13 protein-coding genes are annotated in these 20,069 nt (G+C 73.9%); 9 read left to right on the top strand and 4 right to left on the bottom strand.

Annotated elements, in window-relative coordinates; all coding sequences use genetic code 11:
• Positions 1-42 precede the first annotated feature (42 nt).
• A complete protein-coding gene (locus ACZ6I1_RS05065) occupies positions 43-813 on the bottom strand; it encodes a class I SAM-dependent methyltransferase (RefSeq protein ID WP_469283194.1) in 771 nt (256 codons plus the stop codon).
• 84 nt (positions 814-897) lie between these two features.
• On the opposite strand from ACZ6I1_RS05065, the gene ACZ6I1_RS05060 reads away from it, so the two are divergent.
• The gene (locus ACZ6I1_RS05060) at positions 898-1,527 is read left to right on the top strand and encodes a CGNR zinc finger domain-containing protein (protein ID WP_469283191.1); all 630 of its coding nucleotides are present in this window, start codon (positions 898-900) and stop codon (positions 1,525-1,527) included.
• On the opposite strand, the gene sodX is transcribed toward ACZ6I1_RS05060, so the two are convergent.
• Entirely contained in the window at positions 1,431-1,853 is a 423-nt protein-coding gene (gene sodX / locus ACZ6I1_RS05055; RefSeq protein WP_469283189.1) for a nickel-type superoxide dismutase maturation protease, read from the bottom strand. The two genes, ACZ6I1_RS05060 and sodX, sit on opposite strands and share 97 nt — an antisense overlap.
• Positions 1,854-2,025: 172 nt before the next feature.
• On the opposite strand from sodX, the gene sodN reads away from it, so the two are divergent.
• The gene (sodN, locus tag ACZ6I1_RS05050; RefSeq protein WP_469283187.1) at positions 2,026-2,421 is read left to right on the top strand and encodes a superoxide dismutase, Ni; all 396 of its coding nucleotides are present in this window, start codon (positions 2,026-2,028) and stop codon (positions 2,419-2,421) included.
• A 129-nt stretch (positions 2,422-2,550) separates the two neighbouring features.
• Here the strand turns inward: sodN and ACZ6I1_RS05045 are convergent, their stop codons facing one another.
• A complete protein-coding gene (locus ACZ6I1_RS05045) occupies positions 2,551-2,739 on the bottom strand; it encodes a DUF6104 family protein (protein WP_030709801.1) in 189 nt (62 codons plus the stop codon).
• 130 nt (positions 2,740-2,869) lie between these two features.
• Here ACZ6I1_RS05045 and ACZ6I1_RS05040 point away from each other — a divergent pair, with 130 nt between their 5' ends.
• The 7 genes from ACZ6I1_RS05040 (at position 2,870) to fxsT (ending at position 15,513) form a co-directional block, all read left to right on the top strand.
• Positions 2,870-4,942 (top strand): VMAP-C domain-containing protein, encoded by a 2,073-nt coding sequence (locus ACZ6I1_RS05040; protein ID WP_469283184.1) that lies wholly within the window; start codon positions 2,870-2,872, stop codon positions 4,940-4,942.
• Positions 4,943-4,964: 22 nt separating this feature from the next.
• Positions 4,965-5,975 carry an AAA family ATPase gene (locus ACZ6I1_RS05035; protein ID WP_469283183.1) on the top strand — a complete coding sequence of 337 codons (1,011 nt, stop codon included), beginning with the start codon at positions 4,965-4,967 and terminating at the stop codon, positions 5,973-5,975.
• A gap of 6 nt (positions 5,976-5,981) precedes the next feature.
• On the top strand, positions 5,982-9,338 hold the full coding sequence (locus ACZ6I1_RS05030; protein WP_469283181.1) for an SAV_2336 N-terminal domain-related protein: 3,357 nt from the start codon (positions 5,982-5,984) through the stop codon (positions 9,336-9,338).
• A 99-nt stretch (positions 9,339-9,437) separates the two neighbouring features.
• Positions 9,438-9,632: an FxSxx-COOH cyclophane-containing RiPP peptide gene (gene fxsA, locus ACZ6I1_RS05025; protein ID WP_469283179.1), complete on the top strand. Its 195-nt coding sequence runs from the start codon at positions 9,438-9,440 to the stop codon at positions 9,630-9,632.
• Between the two features lie 160 nt (positions 9,633-9,792).
• Complete coding sequence (locus tag ACZ6I1_RS05020; protein WP_469283177.1) at positions 9,793-11,175, top strand: FxsB family cyclophane-forming radical SAM/SPASM peptide maturase; 1,383 nt, start codon at positions 9,793-9,795, stop codon at positions 11,173-11,175.
• Positions 11,172-12,428 (top strand): aKG-HExxH-type peptide beta-hydroxylase, encoded by a 1,257-nt coding sequence (locus ACZ6I1_RS05015; protein ID WP_469283175.1) that lies wholly within the window; start codon positions 11,172-11,174, stop codon positions 12,426-12,428. The genes ACZ6I1_RS05020 and ACZ6I1_RS05015 overlap by 4 nt, the downstream gene beginning before the upstream one ends.
• Before the next feature lie 73 nt (positions 12,429-12,501).
• Positions 12,502-15,513: an FxSxx-COOH system tetratricopeptide repeat protein gene (gene fxsT, locus ACZ6I1_RS05010; RefSeq protein ID WP_469283172.1), complete on the top strand. Its 3,012-nt coding sequence runs from the start codon at positions 12,502-12,504 to the stop codon at positions 15,511-15,513.
• Between the two features lie 450 nt (positions 15,514-15,963).
• Here the strand turns inward: fxsT and ACZ6I1_RS05005 are convergent, their stop codons facing one another.
• A complete protein-coding gene (locus ACZ6I1_RS05005) occupies positions 15,964-19,833 on the bottom strand; it encodes a multifunctional oxoglutarate decarboxylase/oxoglutarate dehydrogenase thiamine pyrophosphate-binding subunit/dihydrolipoyllysine-residue succinyltransferase subunit (RefSeq protein WP_469283170.1) in 3,870 nt (1,289 codons plus the stop codon).
• Between the last annotated feature and the right edge of the window lie 236 nt (positions 19,834-20,069).

Genomic DNA, 20,069 nt, shown 5'->3' with positions numbered 1-20,069 from the left:
GGTACGGGATTCCCGTACCGCCCCTCCGCCGTTCCCGAGCCCCTACCTGAGGGCCAGGACCAGTGCGTCCGAAGGCGAGCGCCAGACCGTACGGGCCTCGGCGAACCCCGCGTCGAGCAGGGTGCGGGCGTGCCAGGCCGCGGAGGGGGTGTCGCCGTCGGCGTGCTCCCCGTAGATCTCGAAGCGCTGCCGCACGGCGTCGGACAGGACGGGGTCCGCGGCGGCCAGGGCCCACCACTCGCGCCAGTCCGGCACCCCGGAGGCCTTGGCGCGGTCCATCCCGGCGTGCCGGTGGGCGCGCTCGGCGGCGTCGATGCGCGGGGTGGCCGGGTCGGGCATGCGGTCGGCGTTCATGAACACCCCGCCCGGGCGGACCAGGGAAGCGAGCTGCCCGTACAGCTCGGCGAGGTCCTTGCCGTGCAGCCAGTGCAGGGCCGTCGCCGTCAGGACCGCGTCGTACCCGTCGTGGGGGAGCGCCGCGCGCCAGTCGGGGTCCTTGAGGTCGGCGGTCACGAAGACGGCCCGCTCGTCGTCCGCGAAATGGCCCCGGGCGATGGCCAGAAGCGCCGGGTCGAGGTCCACGCCCGTGCTGGTGGCCTCCGGGAACCGCTTGAGCACGCGGTCCGTAATACTTCCCGTACCGCACGCGAGATCCAGCACCCGGGGGGCGGGGCCGACCAGGGCCTCGACCATGTCCAGCATCACCCGGAACCGCTCCTCGCGGTCGGGCATGTACCACTCCTGCTGGCGGTCCCAGCTGTCCTGCCATGCCTGCCAGTAGGCACCGGTATCGGTCGTCCCCGTCGTATCCATCCTCGCCAACCCCTCCGAACGTAATACCCTCGAATACGTCTCAGCCGTTACCGAGACACTAATCCGCAGCCGTAAGGACTACAAGTGGAACTGGCCCATTACTCGGACTTCGCCGTGCGCCTGGTCAACACCGAGGAGCCGGCCCGCAACAAGGACTCGCTGACCTCGGTCGACGCCGTCCGCGCCCTGTTCGGCCCCAGCGTGCAGATGGCCCGCCGGGTCACCGAAACCGACGTCACCCGCTTCCGCAACGTCCGCGGCCGGCTGCGCGCCGTCTTCGAGGCGGCCGACGGCGGCGACCACGTGCTCGCCGTCGACCTGCTCAACTCGCTGCTCATGGAGTTCCCCGTCAGCCCCCAGGTGTCCGGCCACCAGACCCTCGGCGAAGACGGCGCCCCCGACTGGCACATCCACCTCGCCGAGCACCCCTCGAACGCCTCCGCGGGCTACGCCGCCATGGCCTCCTTCGGCCTGGCCTTCCACCTCACCGAGCACGGCCCCGACCGGCTCGGCCTGTGCCAGGCGGCGCCCTGCCGCAACGCCTACCTCGACACCTCCACCAACCGCTCCCGGCGCTACTGCTCCGACCGCTGCGCCACCCGGGCGAACGTGGCGGCCTACCGCGCCCGCAAGCGGCTGGAGGCCGAGGCGTCCGGCCAGAGCGGGCGCAGCGCCGACGCCGCCCACGACAGCCGCGCCCTCAGCGACCGCTGACCGTCCTCGCGCGGCCGGAACCGCAGGACCGCCGTCGCCAGCACCAGCTCCTCGGGCACCGGCCCGAAGACGGTGCTGTCGCCGGTCTCGTTGTACGGGTTGTCGCCGAGCACCCACCAGCTGCCGCCCGGCCGCCGCTCCACCGCCCGCTTGACCACCAGCAGGTCCTGCTGGAACGGATGGCGCAGCACCACCACGTCACCCGGACGGACGGCCGCCCCGTAGCGGACCACCAGCCGGTCCCCGTGGAGCAGCGTGGGCACCATCGACGGCCCCGCCACCTCCAGCACCTCGAACCGCTTGCGCGGGCGCCCGTCCTGCGTCATGCCCGACCTCCTCGTCACCCCCCGCATGCTGCCGTACGGCTCCGTACATTCGCTCACCGGGCCGCACGCGCGCCTGGACTTTTGTCCTAAGCCCACGGGGGCGACCGCGAAAACGCGATTCCGAGCGAGTAATCTCCCCCTTGAGAAGACGATCACGAGGAGGACACACTCCATGCTTTCCCGCCTCTTCGCCCCCAAGGCGAAGGTCTCCGCCCACTGCGATCTGCCGTGCGGCGTGTACGACCCTGCCCAGGCCCGCATCGAGGCCGAGTCCGTCAAGGCCGTGCAGGAGAAGTACCAGGCCAACGACGACGCCGACTTCCGCGCGCGCGCCATCACCATCAAGGAGCAGCGCGCCGAGCTGGCCAAGCACCACGTCTCGGTGCTGTGGAGCGACTACTTCAAGCCGCCGCACTTCGAGAAGTACCCGCAGCTGCACACCCTGGTCAACGACGCCCTGAAGGCCCTCTCGGCCGCCAAGGCGTCGAACGACCCGGCGACCGGCCAGAAGGCCCTCGACCTCATCGCCGAGATCGACCGCATCTTCTGGGAGACCAAGGCCGCCTGATCCGGCGCCCGGTCCCCCGCGCCGGCGCCGTCTCGGCGGGCGACGCGAGAACGAGAACGGCCCGACTGCCCACCGGCAGCCGGGCCGTTCTCGTGCGCTCCCACAGGAGCGCCGTTCCCACAGGTCCGCTCACTCGTCGGCGTCGTCGTCCTCGTCGTCCAGGCGGGCCAGCCAGGTGGCCAGGCGTTCCACCGGGACCTCGAAGTCCGGGTTGAGGTCGACGAAGGTGCGCAGCTGCTCGGCGAGCCACTCGAAGGTGACCTCCTCCTCGCCGCGCCGCTTCTCCAGCTCCTCGATGCCGCGATCGGTGAAGTACAAGTCGGGCTCCGTGCCGTGATGAGGATGTGCAGGGGGTGTTTCCCGCCAGGATAATCCGCGGCGCGGCAAGACCTCCCGCCCGCGCACGCCCCGGCGCTAGCCTGGACGCCTCACGAGCTGGGGGGCGCGCATGACGGAAGGGCGCACGGCCGGCTCCGCGCGCGCCTTCGAGCTTCTGGAGCCCCTCGTCCAGGCGGCGACCGTACGCGTCCACGCCCCGCCGGACGGGTATGGAACCGCTGGGACCGGACCCACCTGGGGGAGCGGGTTCTTCATCGCCCCCGGCTGGGTCCTGACGTGCGCGCACGTGGTCGGTGAAGGGGGTGCTGCGGTGCGTCTGACGGGGCGCGAGGTCGGCATCACCTTCTCCTCGGGGGTCGACGCCACCGGCAACGGCTCCACCGGCACGGTCGCCGGGCGCGTGGAGTGCGTCCTGCCCGAGCGGCTGGAGGAGCGGCGCCCCGGGCGGCGGGCCCTGTGGGACCTGCCCGACCTGGCCCTGATCCGGGTCCTGGCCCCCATCTCGCACGCCTGCGTCTGGCTGACCGACCGCTCCCGGCCACGCTTCGAGGAGGTCGCGTACTTCGGCTGCACCGAGGACCTCGGCACCCCCGAGATCACCGGCCGCACCACCCGGCTGCGCGGAACCGCCGGCCACGGCGCGGCCATCCGGCTCGGCGACGACGACCAGATCGAGCCCGGCATGTCCGGGGGCCCCGTGGTCGACCTGGTCCGGGGCGAGGTCGTCGGCGTGGTCAAGGCCCGGCGGCACGGCGGGGGCGGCGGCCTCGCCGTCTCCGTCGTGCAGCTGCGCACCCTGCCGATGCCCCTGCGCGGCCAGACCGGGCTCTACCGGCGGGTCATGCAGGCCCACGACCTGCACCACTACGACCAGCACCTGAGCGACCTCAACAGCCGCCGGACCTGGACCGACGTGCACGGCGAACTCCCGCCCGGCGAGGGCGACCCGTACGGCGGGCGCGGCCGGCTCACCCCCGGCGAACGCACCACGCTGTGCGGTCTGCTCGCCGAACTCCCGCCGCCCGGCTCCTCCGAGGTCGTACGGGCCCTGGTGGAGGCGGCGCGCGGGGAGGAGCCGGAGCCGCATCCGCTCGCCCCGCTCAGCTGGCGCGACGGCCTGGGCCTGCTGCACGATCCGCCGGGCGGGGCGGGGGAGGCCGCTGCCATGCTCCGGTACGCGACGGACGTGAGCGTGGCCGACCACCGCGAGCCGCCGACGCCGGGCGCGGACGAGGAGCTGTGGGACTGGGTGCGGGCCACCGCCGAGCGGCTGTGGCGCCCGCTGCGCCGGGAGCTCGGCGAGCGCCACGAGCGGGGCCTGGCCGAGCGGGAGCGGCGCCGGCGGGCCTCGGCCGGGCAGGCGGTGCGCGGTCCGGTGCGGCCGTCCGGCGGTCTGCCGTCCGGGGCGTCGGTGCTGCTGGAGGTGTGGGCGCACGGCTGGGAGGCCGTCTACGACTGGCGGGTCTCGGTACTGGCGGGCCCGGAGCATCCCGGACGGGTGACACCGGTGGACTCCGGCGTACGGGCCGGCGAGGCGGGCCTGCCGGAGGCGTTACGGGCCCCGCTCGCCGAGGCCTTCCGGCGCTGCGACACCCACGAGGCGGCGGCCCCGCTCGAAGTGGCCGTCGCCCCGGAGCTGTTCGGGCTGCCGGTGGACGCCTGGGTGCTGGTGGGCAGGGTGCCGGTGGGGGTGCAGCGGCCGGTGGTGTTCCGCTACCCGGCCGGGGACCTCGCGCCCGCGGCGGCCGCCCGGTGGGCGCGGGCACAGGCGGGACCGCTCCTGGACGAACGGGCCGACTGCGTACGGGGCAGGCCGCGCAGCCCGTCCGCGGCCTGGCTGTCCGGACTCCCCGACAACACCGTGCCGGTGCACTGCCGGGCGGCGGCGCAGGAGCCCACACTGGGCTCCCTGCATGCCGTGCGGGACGCCGGGTACGGGGTGGTGGTGTGCCGGCGGCCCCCGCCGGACCCGGGGGTCTCGTGCGCCCCCTTCCACCGCGGGCTGCGGGAGGAACTGGCCGACGCCGTACGGGCGGAGGTGCTGCCGCTGCGGTTGCAGGCGCTGCGCGGGCGGGCGTACGGGGCCGACCCGGACGCGTACTGGGCTGCGGGGGCGGCGCTCGTCTGGAACGACCCCGCACGGGCCCTGCCCGAGGACGAGCCGCTCCAGGGGGACCTGTGACCGGCAGGAGGGAGCAGCAGCCATGAACGACGAATGGCTCATCTACCGCGGGGTGGGCGAGCCCCACGACGGGATCGAGGCCCTGCCCGACCCGCCGCCGTGGCGGGACTTCGACGGCGGGCCCGTGGGGGAGGCGGGCGGCCCGGCGGCGCTGGCGGACGGGAACGTGGCCCGGCGGCTCGGGGCCCACCGGCAGGCCGCCGAGCTGCACCGGCCCGAACCGGAGGAGCTGGAGGCCATCAACGCCGCGCTGTACCTGCGGCGGCCGCTGCTGGTGACGGGCTTCCCCGGAACGGGCAAGTCCACCCTCGCGCACGCCGTCGCCCACGAGCTGAAGCTGGGGCGGGTGCTGCGCTGGCCGGTGGTGTCCAGGACGGTGCTCCAGGACGGGCTGTACCGCTACGACGCCCTGGCCCGGCTCCAGGACGTGCAGATCGCGGCGAGCGGCGGCTCGCCGGGGGGTGCGCCGGGCATCGGCAAGTACATCCGGCTCGGCCCGCTGGGCACCGCCCTGCTGCCCACCGCGCGACCGCGGGTGCTGCTCGTCGACGAGCTCGACAAGAGCGACATCGACCTGCCCAACGACCTGCTGAACGTCCTGGAGGAAGGGGAGTTCGCCCTCCCCGAGCTGGAGCGGGTGGCCGACACCGAGCCCGAGGTGCAGGTGCTCACCGACGACGGGTCCAAGGTGACCGTCCTGGGCGGCCGGGTCCGCTGCCGGGCCTTCCCCTTCATCATTCTGACCAGCAACGGGGAGCGGGACTTTCCGGCCGCGCTGCTGCGGCGCTGCATCCAGCTCAAGCTCGGGCAGCCCGGCGAGAAGCGGCTCGCCACGATGGTGCGGGCCCACCTCGGCGAGGAAGCCGCGCGGTTGGGGGCCGACCTGATCCGGGAGTTCCTCAGCCGCTCGCAGTCCGAGCTGGTCGCCGCCGACCAGCTGCTCAACGCCGTCTACCTGACCCACTACGCCGCCCCGCCCACCCGGGAGGACCTCGCGGACCTGCTCATCCAGCGCCTCGACCGCCCGAGGTGACGGGCCGTGCCGTCCGCCGGACCGCCCGGCATCCGCGAACTGGCCGTGCTGCTGCGCGGCGCCGGGCTCGATCCGTCCGCCGAGGAGCTCGCCGACGCGCTGTGGCTGGCCGCGCGGATGGGCCGGCCGGGGCCGGCCGCGCCGGGCACGGCGGCGCCCGTGCCGGAGCTGGAAGCTGAGGATCCGGTCAGCCGGTCCGAGGATCCCGAGCCGCTGGAACCGGAGACTGAGGATCCGGTCAGGCTCTACGCACCCGGACCGCGCCGCGCGGGCGAGGCGGAACCGAACCTCGCCGGGGAGCCGCCCGGGGAGCGCGGAGTGCCCGTACGGGTGCCGGGCGCCGCCGCACTGCCCCGCATCCTCGAGATCCAGCGGGCCCTGCGCGCCCTCCAGCGGCACCGGCCGCCCGCCCCGCCCACCCGGACGGTGCTCGACGAACCGGCCACCGCCGAGGCCAGCGCCCGCGCCCTCGGCCTGGTCATCCCGGTGCTCAGGCCGGAGAGCCGGCGCGAGGCCACCGTACGGCTGGTGATGGACGCGTCGCCGTCGATGGCGGTCTGGCAGGACATGTTCGAGGAACTGCGCTCCGTGTGCGAGCGGTTGGGCGCCTTCCGGGACGTCCAGGTGCACTACCTGCACCGGCTCCCCGACGGTACGGCGGCGATCGGCCGCAGTCCCGTGCCCGGCGCCGGGCTGCGCTCGGGGGACCAGCTGCGCGACCCCACCGGACGGGCCCTGACCATGATGGTCTCCGACTGCGCCGGACCGCTGTGGCGCGAGGGCGCGGCGCAGCGGCTGCTGCACCGCTGGGCCGAGTGCACCCCGTGCGTGGTCGTCCAGCCGCTGCCCCAGCGGCTGTGGGGCCGCAGCTGGCTGCCGACCGAGCGCGGCACGCTCTCCCGGATCGAGGGCAGCGCAGGGAAGCTGAAATTCCGGTCGGACCGGCCGCCGCTGCCCGGGCGGCCCACGGGAGGACTGACCGTGCCCGTGCTGCCGCCCAGCGCCATCGCGCTGGGCGCGTGGGCCCGGCTCGTCGCCGGGCTCGGCACCGGCCCGGTACCGGCCGAAGTGGGCCGGGTGCTCGCCGCCCATCCGGCCGCGCCCGTCCCGCCGCCGCGCGCCGTACGGCCGCCGCGCGAGCTGGTGACACGGTTCCGGTCCTCGGCCGCGCCCCGGGCCGTACAGCTGGCGGTGTACCTGTCGGCGGCCCCGCTGACCCTGCCCGTCATGCGGCTGGTGCAGCGCACGATGCTGCCCGACTCCGAACCCTCGGACCTGGCGGAGGTCCTGCTGAGCGGCCTGCTGCGGCGCAGCGCGGACACCCCCGGGCAGTGGTACGAGTTCGCGCCCGGCGTGCAGGACGTGCTGCTCGGGCCCCTGGGGCGGGACGAGGCCGCGCTCGTGCTCAAACACTGCTCGGAGTACGTGCTGGCCCACTTCGGGCGCGGCGTGCGCAACTTCCCCGCGCTCGCGGTATCGCAGCTGACCGGAGCACCGCCGGCGGCGGCCGCCGGCGGGCCGGGGCAGGGGCCGGTGGCCGGGCCATGGCCGGAGCCGGGGCCGGAGCCCGGGCCGGGGTCGGGGCCGCGGCCGGGAGGCGCGCCGGGGGAGGCCGAGCGGATCCCCGCCGGGCGGCTCCCGCACGCCTTCGCCCGGGTCTCGGCCAAGGTCGTACGGCGCTTCCTGCCCGGCATGCCGGAGGACGACCCGCCGCCGCGCGAGCCCGCCATGCCCCCGGCGCCGCCCGCGAGAGCCGCGGCGGTGCGCGCCGCACGGGAACGCCTCGCCGACGCGGACCGGGACCGGACCGGGGACGCCGACGGGGACACACGGGCGCTCTACGAGGCCGTCGCGGTGCTGCGCCGGGCGGTCGCGGCCCATGCCGGGCCCGGCGACCCGCCCGAGGAGGCCGAGACCGAACTGGCCGGCGCCCTGCTGCGGCTGTGGACCGCGGAGCGGGACCCCGAACTCCTCGCCGAGGCGGAGCGCACCGTCACCGGCCTGCGCACGGCACCGGCCCGGGCCGTGCTGGGCCGGGTGCTGTACGAGCGGGCGCTGGCCGCCCGCCCCCGCGCGGACCTGCTGGCCGCCGCCGACCGGGAGTTCGCGGCGGCGGCCGCCGCCTCCGCCGACCCCGGACTGCGGCGGGACTGCGCGGTGCGCAGGGCCGAGACCCTGATCCGGCTCAGCGCGCTGCGCGAGGACCCGGGAGCCCTGCGCGAGGCACGGGCCGCCCTGGAACCCCTCTCCGGCGCCGACGGCCCCGACGGCGACGGGACCGCGCACCCCGAGCTGCAACGGGCCCTCGGCCGCGTCCTGCTGGCCCTGCTGCGCCACACCCCCGACCCGGCCGAGCGCACGGCCCTGGCCGAACAGGCCGCCGCCCGCCTGACCGTGAGGGGCCTGACCGCGGACGGCGCCACCGGCCGGGAGACGCGCGCCCGGACCCGGGTCGAACTGGCCGGGGCGCTGCGCTACCTGCCCGGACGGCTCGAGGAGGCCGCCGCGGAGCTGTCCGAGGCCTTCGAGGAGGCGGGCGGCGATCCCGACCTGCGGGTGGCGGCCCTGGTCTGCCTGGCACGGGTGCACCGGGCCCGGTACGAGCGCGACGCCGACCCGGAGGCGCTCGAGGACGCGGCCCAGGCGTACGGCCGGGCCCGGCGGCTGATCCCCCGGGACGCGGAGGCCTTCGGGGAGCTGCTGCCCGAGTGGGGCGACGTCCTGCTGGAGCGGGCCCGGGCCGCCGACGGCCGGCGGTTCACCGGGACCGCCGTACGCGTGCTGCGCGAAAGCCGGGCGGCGGTACCGCAGTCCGACCCGGGGGCGGCCCACCGGCTGGTGCGGCTGGCCACCGGGCTGCGGCTGAGGCACACCTACGAAGGGGACGCGGTGGACCTGCGGGAGGCGGAGTACCTGCTGGAACTCGCCGTCCGGCAGAGCCGCAGCCCGCTGGAGCGGGCCCGGGCCTGGCGGGACCACGCGGACGTGCAGCTGGAGATCCACGGCCACACCGGGGCGGCGGACCGCCTCGACCGGGCGGCGGACTCCTACCGGCGGTCCTGGCGGGCCGCCCTCGAGGCCGACCGCGAGGAGCGCCAGGACCTCGCCGTGCAGCTGGCGGCCCGCGTACAGGAACTGCGCGGGGAGGTGCTGGAGCGCCTGGCCCGGCCCCGGGCCGCCCTGGACGCCTACCGCTCGGCGCTGGAACTGTGGTCCCGGCTCGGCCCGGACGCGGAGGGCCCGGCCGCGGGCAGGCCGGACGGGGCTTCCCAGGGGCGGCCGGAGGGGCGGCCGGAGGGGCGGCCGCAGGGGCGGTCCGCGGCGCTCGCCGCGCGGATCAGAGCCCTGGAGGCGGCCCTCTGAGCTGCTCTGCGCCCCCGGCCCGCCCGTTTCCGGGTACCGGGGGAGGGGAAAAGGCAGTGGACCATCGAACATCCGACGCAACAGGGGGACGGGCAACCCATGGTGACGAAGGATCAGGACGTGGCCGTGGTGGTCCACGCGTGCCCCGCACGGCTGCCGGACCTCTCCGGGCTGGATCTGGCCGCGCTGCGCGGGATCGACCATCCCGTGCTGGCCCAGGTGATCGAGGGAATGGTCGAGCGGGTCACGCACCCGGCGGAGATCCTCAACGCCTTCGATTCCGGCGTCGACTGACCGGGCGGGCAGCCGAGCCGCCCGAACGCCCGAACCGCCTCGAGCACCGACTGGTTGACCACTTTCCGCCGTTAGCGGAGGCCGTCCGAAGGGCAGGGATGGACCGTCCGCAGGGGGCGCCTCCCCGCGGCGTCCGGGGGCGGGGGCGGGAGGTACAGCGATGAGGCACACCCAGACGAGCGCGGCCGGACCGCCCGCGCAACCGACCCACGCGCACCCCACCGACGCGCAACCGACCGACGCGCACCCCACCGACGCGCAACCGACCGACGCGCACCCGGCCGACGCGCACCCGGCCCATGCGCAACCGGCCGACGCGCACCCGGCCCACGCGCACCGGACCCACGCGCCCTGGCCCTACACCCGGCTCGACGTGCCCGCCCTGCGCGCCGCCGGACACCGGCCCCGCCCCATACGGCAGTTCGTCCTCAAGACGCGCAGCCGCTGCAACCTCGCCTGCACCTACTGCTACGTCTACGAGATGGCCGACCAGGGCTGGCGCACCCAGCCCGCCGCCATGTCCCCCGCCACCGCAGCCCGCGCCGCCGAGCGGATCGCCCAGCACGCCGCCGCCCACGACCTGCCCCGCATCGACCTGGTCCTGCACGGAGGCGAACCGCTGCTCACCGCACCCGCCCGGCTGGCCGAACCCGTCGACGCCGTACGCGCCGCCGTGGCCGCCGCAGCCCCGCGCACCCGCGTCACCGCCACCGTCCAGACCAACGGCACCCTCCTCACCCCAGGCCGCCTCGCCGCGCTGGCCGCCGCCGGAATACGCGTCGGCGTCAGCCTCGACGGAGGGCTCCCCGCCCACAACGCCCAGCGCGTGGACCACACCGGACGCCCCGGCTTCGGCGCCGCCGCCCGCGGCCTGCGGCTCCTGGCCCGCCACCCCGACAGCTACGCCGGGGTGCTCTGCGTCATCGACCTCGCCCACGACCCCGTCGAGACGTACGAGTCCCTGCTCGCCTTCGCCCCGCCCGGCATCGGGCTGCTGCTGCCGCTCGCCAACTGGAGCTCCCCGCCACCCGGCCACCACCCGCGCGGGGCCCCGTACGCCGACTGGCTCCTCGCCGTCTTCGAACGCTGGTGGCACGACGGCCTGCGGCGCACCCGGATCCGGATCTTCGAGGAGATCATCGCCCTGCTGCTCGGTCTGCCCGCCGCCACCGAGACCCTCGGGCTCGCACCCGCCGCCACCGCCGTCATCGAAACCGACGGCTCCATCGAACAGGCCGATTCACTGAAGTCCGCCTACGAGGGCGCCGCCACGACCGGCATGACCCTGCACACCCACAGCTTCGACCAGCTCCTCGACCACCCCGGGTTCGCCGCCCGCCAGCTCGGCCGGGACGCCCTCGCCGCCGGCTGCCAGGCCTGCGAACTCGTCGAGGTGTGCGGCGGCGGGCACTACCCGCACCGCTACCGGGCCGGCGAGGGCTTCCGCCAGCCGTCCGTGTACTGCGCCGACCTCCAAGTCCTGATCCGGCACATCGCCGCATCCGTCGCGCGCGCCGCCCGCCCCCCGGCGGTCGCCTCATGACGGCCGCCCTCACCTCCTTCACCGTCTCCTCCCGCACCCTGCGGGCCCTCGCCTCCACCGAACCCTGCACCGACGGCACCCGCCTGGTGCGCGACGTACGCCGCTCCAAGCGCCTGGTCCTGCTGCGCGCCGTCCTCGACGCCGCCCCCGGCGCCCGGGCCGGGGAGACCGCCGACCACTGGGCCCTGCTGGAAGCAGCCGAACGCCACGCCCCCGACGCCGTCCGCGATGTCCTGCACTACCCCGCCACCGGAGTCTGGGCCGAAGAGACCCTGCGCCGCCTGCACGCCCCGTACGGACCCCCGCCGGACCTCGCCCACCTCGGTGCCCTCGCCGTGGCCGCCGCCCTGCGCGCCGGACTCGCCTTCACCCACACCCTGAGGCCCGTACAGGGCCGCCTGCTCCTGCCCACCCTCGGACTGCTGCGCCCCGACCGCACCGGCCCCCTCGCCCTGACCGAACGGTCCTGGGACCCCGAGGACCCGGCCACCCTGCCCCTGCACACCCTGCCCGGAGGCCGTACCGCCCTCGACGACCTCGACCCCTACCGTGCGCCCGGCCCCGCCCGGCCGGCCCCCGTCCGCCCCGCCCGCCGGCTCACCCCCAAGGGCCACAAACGCTGGGACACCCAGTGGACCGGCGCCCTCACCCTGCTCCAGCGCTACGACACCGCCCGCGCCGAGGAGACCGTCCACCTGCTGCGCTCGGTCGTGCCGCTCGCCGGCGGCTCCCGCTCCAGCGGCGCCACCCTGCCCGCGGCCGCCGGCTCCGTACTGGCCCGCGCACAGGCCCCGCCCGCCCTGGCCGCCACCCTCGTCCACGAGGTCCAGCACGGCAAGCTCACGGCCCTCGCCGACGTCCTGACCCTGCACACCGCCGACCGCACCCCCCGGTACTGGGCCCCCTGGCGCTCCGACCCGCGCCCGCTGGAAGGACTCCTGCACGGCGCCTACGCCCATCTGGCCCTGGCCGGGTACTGGCAGCGCGCCGCCCTCTACGGGGCCCGCGGTGCCTGGGCCCAGCACGCCCGCATCCGCGCCCAGGTCGCCGCCGTCCTGCCCGTCCTGCGCACCCACGAACAACTCACCTCCGCAGGGCGGGAGTTCACCGAAGCCATGGCAGCCGCCGAGCGCGCCATGGACGAGCTCCCGCCCCCCGGGGACCAGCACGCCACCGCCCGCCGGGCCGTCGACCGCGAGCGCCGCACCTGGTGCGAGGCCCATCCCGAACTCGCCCCGTTCGTACGGGCTTGAGGGGCTTCGCCAAGGCCCGTGCTGCGGTACCTTTCAAGCCCGTCCACTGCCCGGATTTCAGGGAGACGGCCGCATGACCACCGGTAGTCGGCAGGAACAGGGCACCACCGCTGGACCGCAGCGCTTCGTCATCAGCTTCGCCGGGTTCAACCGGCCCTGGGCCGTGTGGATCGCCCATCGCCTGGAGGAACACGGCCACCGCGTCGCCCTCCAGCGCTGGGACCCGCAGAACAGCCCCGGCCTGACCGAGGCCCTCGACGACCTCGCCCGCTCCGGCAGCCGGGTCCTCCTCGTCCTCAGCGAACGCTACTTCTCCGCCGGCAGCCATGCCGACATGCAGGAGGCTGCGTGGAACACCGCCCTGCGCACGGTCACCGACCGCCACCCCGACCGGTTCGCCGCGGTCTGCCTCACCGACGCCCCGCTGCCCAGCGCCGTCGCCGCACTGGAGAAGACCGACCTGTGGGGCCTGGACGCGTACGAGGCGGAGTACCGCGTGCTGCGCCGCCTGGAGCTGCCCACCGACCGCATCGGCACCGAGACCGGCCGCCGCGGACCCCGCTTCCCCAACGACCCGCCCGAGATCTGGGGCCGGGTCCCGCGCCGCAACCCCCGCTTCACCGGCCGCAACGACGTCATCGGCACCCTGCGCGCGGCGCTCACCGACGCCCCGGCCGGCGCCTCCACCGTCACCCTGCTCGGGCTCTCCGGAGTCGGCAAGACCCAGGTCGCCACCGAGTACGCCTACCGCTTCGCCTCCGAGTACGACGTCGTCTGGTGGGTGCCCGCCGAGGACCGGCCCACCCTGCGCGAACGCCTCGCCGACCTCGCCCCCGCCCTCGGCCTGCCGCGCGGCGCGGGCAGCTACGGCGAGCAGATCCGGGCCGTCCTGGAAGCGCTGCGGCGCGGTTCCCCGTACAGCCGCTGGCTGGTCGTCTTCGACGGCTGCGACAACCCCGACGACCTCACCGACCTGCTGCCCTCCGGCGCGGGCGACGTCATCATCACCTCCCGCAACCGGGAATGGGCCTCCCGGCACACCAGCCTCGTCGAAGTCCCGCTCTACGCCCGGCCCGAGTCGATCACCTTCATCCGCCGGCGCGCGCTGCGGCTCACCGCCCTCGAGGCCGACCAGCTCGCCGAGGCCCTCGAGGACTACCCGCTCGCCCTCGACCAGACCGCCGGCTGGCTCGCCGACTCCCCGCTGACCGTCGGCGACTACCTGGCGCTGCTCCAGCGCCGGCTGGACTCCCGCGAGGCCGTCACCGTCTCCGACGACTACCCGCTGCCCTTCCCCACGGCCCTGGCGATACTCCTCAACAACGTCCGCGAGAACTTCCCCGACGCCCTCGCCCTGCTGCGGCTGTTCGTGTTCTTCGCCCCCGGCCCCGTGCCGCTGCGGCTGCTGCGCGAGTTCCCCGTCGACGACGTGCCCGAACAGCTCGCCGGGCTGATCAACGACCAGATCCGGTGGAACGCCGCCCTCAACAAGCTCGTCCAGTTCTCCGTCGTCCGCCTGGAGTACTCCGACCAGCCCGAGGAGGAGGGCGGCGGCGGGCTGGAGACCGTACAGCTGCACCGCATGGTCCACGGCATCGTCCGCGAGAACCTCTCCGACGACGAGGCCGAACCGCTCGCCCGCGCCGTCCGCCAGGTCCTCGCCGCCGCCGACCCGGGCCGCCCCTCCGACTCCCGGCTGTGGCCCCGCTACGCCGAACTCATCCCGCACCTGACCACCTCCGGGGTGCTGACCAGCAGCAACCCGCGCATCCAGAACTTCCTGCTGCAGTGCCTGCGCTACCTGATCCTCGCCGGGGAGTACCGCACCTGCCTGCGGCTGTCCGAGGAGACCGACCAGGCCTGGCGGGCCATGCTCGGCGATGACCACCCCAAGGTCCGCGAGCTCAGCTACCAGTACGGCGGAGCCCTGCGCAACCTCGGCCTGTTCCGGCGGGCCGAAACCCTCACCAAGGCCGTCGCCGACCGGCTCACCGGGGAACGCGGCGAACGCGACCTGGAGACCCTGCGCGCCCGCAGCGCGTACGGGGGAGTCCTGCTCTGCATCGCCAAGTTCGAGCCCGCCCGCGAGATCTTCGAGCACTGCCTGGCCACGTACCGCGAACTGCTCGGCGAGGACGACTCCACCACCCTCGGCGCGCAGAACAACCTCGCCGCCACCTACCGGCTGCTGGGCCGCTACCAGAACGCCTACGACCTCGACCTGGACACCCTGCGCCGCCGCGAGCGGGTCCTGCGGCCCCAGCACATCTCCACCCTCTCCTCCGGCATCGCGTGCGCCATGGGACTGCGGCTGATGGGCCGGTACCGGGAGGCACAGACCCGGCAGGAGCAGGGCGTCAAACTCAACACCCAGGTGCTGGGGCTGGGCCACCCGCAGACCCTGCGCGCCGAGCACAACCTCGGTCTGTGCCTGCGCCGTTCGGGAGACATCCCCGGCGCGGGGCTGCGGCTGCGGACCGTGTGGGAGCGGGCCACCCGCGTCTTCGGCGTCGACTACCCGTGGACGCTGATGGTGGCCTCCGACTACGCCACCTACCTGCGGGAGTACGGGGACATCGGCGAGGCCCGCCGGATCTCGGAGGACGTCGTCCGCGGCTACCAGTCGCAGCTGGGCCTCGCCCACCCGTACAGCATCGGCACGGTCGGCAACCTCGGGCTGGTGCTGCGCGCCCAGGGCGAGCGCGTGGAGGCGCTCTCGCTGGCGGAACAGGCCCTGGTCGGCATGCGCGGCGCCCTCGGCGACCGCCATCCGTGGACGCTGGGCTGCGCCCTGAACGCCACCGGGCACCGCAACATCACCGGGCACCTGGAGGACGCCCTGACCCTGAGCCGGGAGACGCTGCGCGCCGCCGAGCAGGTACTGGGCCCGGACCACCCGATGACGCTGAGCGCCCAGATCGCGCTGGCGGCCGATCTCCGGTCGGTACGGGAGGACGCGGAGGCGGGCAAGTACGAGGACGCGGGCATCAAGGGCCTCACCCGCACGTTGGGCGCCCAGCACGTCCACACGATCGCCGCGAAACAACAGACCCGGCCTTACTGGGACTTCGAACCGCAGCCTTAGGGGTGGGGCGGGGTGGGGTGGCTTCGGGGAGCCTGATCCCCACCATCCCGATCAGGGAGGGTTTGGGGGTTTCCCGTCAGTCCCACTGTCTCTCCGGGGCGGGCCGCCCTGTCAAGGGTGGCCGAAGGCCATCGCGTAGCGACGCGACGTAGGAGCGCCCTTGACAGGGCGGCCCGGCGCGGAAGGACTATGGGACTGGCGGGAAACCCCCAAACCCTCTCTGATGCAGGCCAGTCGACTCCCGACCACCGCAGCCACCGCCGCACCGCCCGGGCCGCCCCCGCGGAACCCCGCCCCACGCCCGACCCCGACCAGCAAGCCCTTAGCCCCTGCCCCACCGCCGATGGGGGCGAATGCGCCGCCCCCGCGAAGCCCCGTACGCAAGCCGGAAGGCCCGGCCCCCCCCAGGGGGAGCCGGGCCTTGCGGGACTGCTGAGTTGAGCGCAGCGGTTACGCCTCGAAGACCTCGTTCAGGAGGAGCTGCTGCTCCGCCTGGTGGCGCTTGGCCGAGCCGACCGCCGGGGACGAGCCGTGCGGGCGGGAGATGCGCCGCAGGCGCTCGCCCGCCGGGACCTCCGCGCCGACCGCCAGGTCGAGGTGGTCGATCAGGTTGAGGGCGATGAAGGGCCATGCGCCCTGGTTCGCCGGCTCCTCCTGCGCCCAGATGTACTTCGCCGCGTTCGGGAACTTGGCGATCTCCGCCTGGAGTTCCGCACCGGCCAGCGGGTACAGCCGCTCGATGCGGATGATCGCCGTGTCCGTGATGCCGCGCTTCTCGCGCTCCGCCTCCAGGTCGTAGTAGACCTTGCCGGCGCAGAAGACGACCTTGCGGACCGCGTTCGGGTCCACCGTCGAATCGCCGATCACCGGGCGGAAGGAACCGCTGGTGAACTCCTCCGCCTTCGACGCCGCCGCCTTCAGACGCAGCATCGACTTCGGGGTGAAGACGATGAGCGGCTTGTGGTGCGGGTTGTGGACCTGCCAGCGCAGCAGGTGGAAGTAGTTCGAGGGCAGGGTGGGCATGGCCACCGTCATGTTGTCCTGCGCGCACATCTGGAGGAAGCGCTCGGGACGCGCGGACGAGTGGTCCGGGCCCTGGCCCTCGTAGCCGTGCGGGAGGAGGAGGGTGACGCCGCTCGTCTGGCCCCACTTCTGCTCCGCGGAGGAGATGAACTCGTCGACGACGGTCTGCGCGCCGTTGACGAAGTCACCGAACTGGGCCTCCCAGAGGACCAGCGCGTCGGGACGGGCCAGCGAGTAGCCGTACTCGAAGCCCATCGCCGCGTACTCGGAGAGCAGCGAGTCGTAGACGTTGTAGCGGGCCTGGTCGTCCGACAGGTACTGCAGCGGCGTGTAGTCCTCGCCGGTCTCCCGGTCGATGAGGACCGCGTGGCGCTGGCCGAAGGTGCCGCGGCGCGAGTCCTGGCCGGACAGCCGGACCGGGGTGCCCTCCATCAGCAGGGAGCCGAAGGCCAGGGTCTCGCCCATGCCCCAGTCGATGGTGCCCTCGTCGATCATCGCCGCGCGGCGCTGCAGCTGCGGCAGCAGACGCGGGTGCACGGTGACGTGCTCGGGGATGTTGACCTGGGACTCGGCGATCCGCTTGACGACCTCCTGCGAGACCGCGGTGTTCACGGCGACCGGGAACTGCTGCGCGACCTGCGCCGGCGGCACCGGGGCACCGGCCTGCGTGGCGGCCTCGCGGACCTCCGCGAAGACCTTCTCCAGCTGCCCCTGGAAGTCCTGGAGCGCCTGCTCGGCCTCTTCCAGCGTGATGTCGCCGCGACCGATGAGGGACTCGGTGTACAGCTTGCGCACCGAGCGCTTCTTGTCGATCAGGTCGTACATCAGCGGCTGCGTGAAGGCCGGGTTGTCGGACTCGTTGTGGCCGCGGCGGCGGTAGCAGATGAGGTCGATGACCACGTCCTTGTTGAACGCCTGGCGGAACTCGAACGCCAGACGGGCCACGCGGACCACGGCCTCCGGGTCGTCGCCGTTCACGTGGAAGATCGGCGCCTCGATCATGCGGGCCACGTCGGTCGCGTACATCGAGGAACGCGAGGACTCCGGGGCGGCGGTGAAGCCGACCTGGTTGTTGATCACGACGTGGACGGTGCCGCCGGTGCGGTAGCCGCGCAGCTGCGACATGTTCAGCGTCTCGGCGACCACGCCCTGGCCCGCGAAGGCCGCGTCACCGTGCAGGGCGACGGGCAGGACGGTGAAGTCCGTTCCGCCCTTGTTGATGATGTCCTGCTTGGCGCGGGCGACGCCCTCCAGGACCGGGTCGACCGCCTCCAGGTGGGAGGGGTTCGCGACGAGCGAGACCTTGATCTGCTCCCCGTCCAGGCCCGTGAAGGTGCCCTCGGCGCCCAGGTGGTACTTGACGTCGCCGGAGCCGTGCATGGACTTCGGGTCGAGGTTGCCCTCGAACTCGCGGAAGATCTGCGCGTACGACTTGCCGACGATGTTCGCGAGCACGTTCAGGCGGCCGCGGTGGGCCATGCCGATGACGACCTCTTCGAGGCGGGCCTCGGCGGCCGAGTCGATGACGGCGTCGAGCAGCGGGATGACGGACTCGCCGCCCTCCAGCGAGAAGCGCTTCTGGCCGACGTACTTGGTCTGCAGGAAGGTCTCGAAGGCCTCCGCCGCGTTCAGGCGGCGCAGGATGCGCAGCTGCTCCTCGCGCTCCGGCTTGGAGTGCGGGCGCTCGATGCGGTCCTGGATCCAGCGGCGCTGCTTCGGGTCCTGGATGTGCATGAACTCGACGCCGGTGGTGCGGCAGTACGAGTCGCGCAGCACGCCGAGGATGTCGCGCAGCTTCATCATCGACTTGCCGGAGAAGCCGCCGACCGCGAACTCGCGCTCCAGGTCCCACAGGGTGAGGCCGTGCTCGGTGATGTCGAGGTCGGGGTGCTTGCGCTGCTTGTACTCCAGCGGGTCGGTGTCGGCCATGACGTGGCCGCGGACCCGGTAGGAGTGGATCAGCTCGAAGACGCGTGCGGCCTTCGTGACGTCGTCGTCGTGCGAGGCGTCGATGTCGCGGTTCCAGCGGACCGGCTCGTACGGGATGCGCAGGGCCTCGAAGACGTCGTCGTAGAAGCCGCTCTCGCCGAGCAGCAGGTTCGCGACGATGCGCAGGAACTCGCCGGAGGCGGCGCCCTGGATGACCCGGTGGTCGTAGGTCGAGGTCAGGGTCATGACCTTGGAGATGCCCAGCTTGTTCAGGGTGTCCTGCGAGGTGCCCTGGAACTCGGCGGGGTAGTCCATGGAGCCGACGCCCATGATGACCGACTGTCCGGGCATCAGGCGGGGCACGGAGTGCACGGTGCCCAGGCCGCCGGGGTTGGTCAGCGAGACGGTGACGCCGGTGAAGTCGTCCATCGTCAGCTTGCCGACACGGGCGCGGCGGACGATGTCCTCGTAGGCCTGCCAGAACTCGAAGAAGTTGAGGGTCTCGGCCTTCTTGATGCCGGCGACGACGAGCTGGCGGTCGCCGTTGGGCTTCACCAGGTCGATCGCGAGGCCGAAGTTCACGTGCTCCGGCTTGACCAGGGTCGGCTTGCCGTCCTTCTCCGCGAAGGAGTAGTTCATGGCCGGCATGGCCTTGATCGCCTGCACCATCGCGTAGCCGATGAGGTGGGTGAAGGAGATCTTCCCGCCTCGAGCGCGCTTGAGGTGGTTGTTGATGACGATGCGGTTGTCGAACAGCAGCTTCACCGGGACGGCGCGGACGGACGTGGCCGTCGGGACGTCGAGGGAGGCGTTCATGTTCTTGGCCACGGCGGCAGCCGGGCCGCGGAGCGTCACCAGTTCCGGGCCCGCGGGGGCCTCGGTGGCGGGCGCGGCCTGCTTGGCTACGGGAGCGGGAGTGGCGGGCGCGGCCGGTGCGGCGGCCGGGGCCTGGGAGGTGACAGTCACAGCAGGGGCACCAGAGGGGGTGGCAGGAGCAGGGGCAGGAGCTGACACGGGCGTGGGCGCGGGGCTCGGGGCGGCAGGGGCAGCGGCGCGCGCCGCCCCCGTGGCGGCGGCGTCGACGGCCTGCGGAGCTGCGGCGACGGGGGTGGCGGCCTGTGCGGAGGCGCCATCCGTCGTCGGGGTCTTCTTCGGCTCTTCGGCCTTGACCGGAGCGGCAGTGCCCCCCGGCTTGTAGTCGGCGAAGAAGTCCCACCAGGCCCGGTCGACCGAGTTCGGGTCCTGGAGGTACTGCTGATAGATCTCGTCGACGAGCCACTCATTGGCACCGAAGCCTGAGGCAGGGGTCTTCCCGCCCTCTGCTGCTTCGGTCGTGGTGCTCGAGTTACTGGGGGACTGTGGCGACACGGCGGCAACCGCCCTCTTCCGCTTCACAAGGTATGGACAGCGGGAATAAAGGCTACGCCTCCTCGGCCGCGAGATGCAGACCGGGCGGGACATCCGTCGTGCAGGTCACATCGAACGGCGGGTTTCACTGCCTGGAATGGCGGGAAACAAGCGTGGTTCGGGTAGGGGGCACCGAGGTTGCGGCCCCCTTGGCTTCGCACCCCTGACGGACCCCGGGTACGTGTGGCCGAGATCAT

The sequence above is a fragment of the Streptomyces sp. NPDC046303 genome, assembly GCF_055588085.1.
The sequence above is the reverse complement of the archived record's forward strand: the minus strand, read 5'-3'. Positions and strand labels throughout refer to the sequence as shown.

Coding starts and splice junctions, on each gene's coding strand:
- ACZ6I1_RS05065 (WP_469283194.1), bottom strand. CDS start 813: ATGGATACGACGGGGACGACCGATACCGGTGCCTACTGGCAGGCATGG.
- sodX (WP_469283189.1), bottom strand. CDS start 1,853: ATGACGCAGGACGGGCGCCCGCGCAAGCGGTTCGAGGTGCTGGAGGTG.
- sodN (WP_469283187.1), top strand. CDS start 2,026: ATGCTTTCCCGCCTCTTCGCCCCCAAGGCGAAGGTCTCCGCCCACTGC.
- ACZ6I1_RS05040 (WP_469283184.1), top strand. CDS start 2,870: ATGACGGAAGGGCGCACGGCCGGCTCCGCGCGCGCCTTCGAGCTTCTG.
- ACZ6I1_RS05035 (WP_469283183.1), top strand. CDS start 4,965: ATGAACGACGAATGGCTCATCTACCGCGGGGTGGGCGAGCCCCACGAC.
- fxsA (WP_469283179.1), top strand. CDS start 9,438: ATGGTGACGAAGGATCAGGACGTGGCCGTGGTGGTCCACGCGTGCCCC.
- ACZ6I1_RS05020 (WP_469283177.1), top strand. CDS start 9,793: ATGAGGCACACCCAGACGAGCGCGGCCGGACCGCCCGCGCAACCGACC.
- ACZ6I1_RS05015 (WP_469283175.1), top strand. CDS start 11,172: ATGACGGCCGCCCTCACCTCCTTCACCGTCTCCTCCCGCACCCTGCGG.
- fxsT (WP_469283172.1), top strand. CDS start 12,502: ATGACCACCGGTAGTCGGCAGGAACAGGGCACCACCGCTGGACCGCAG.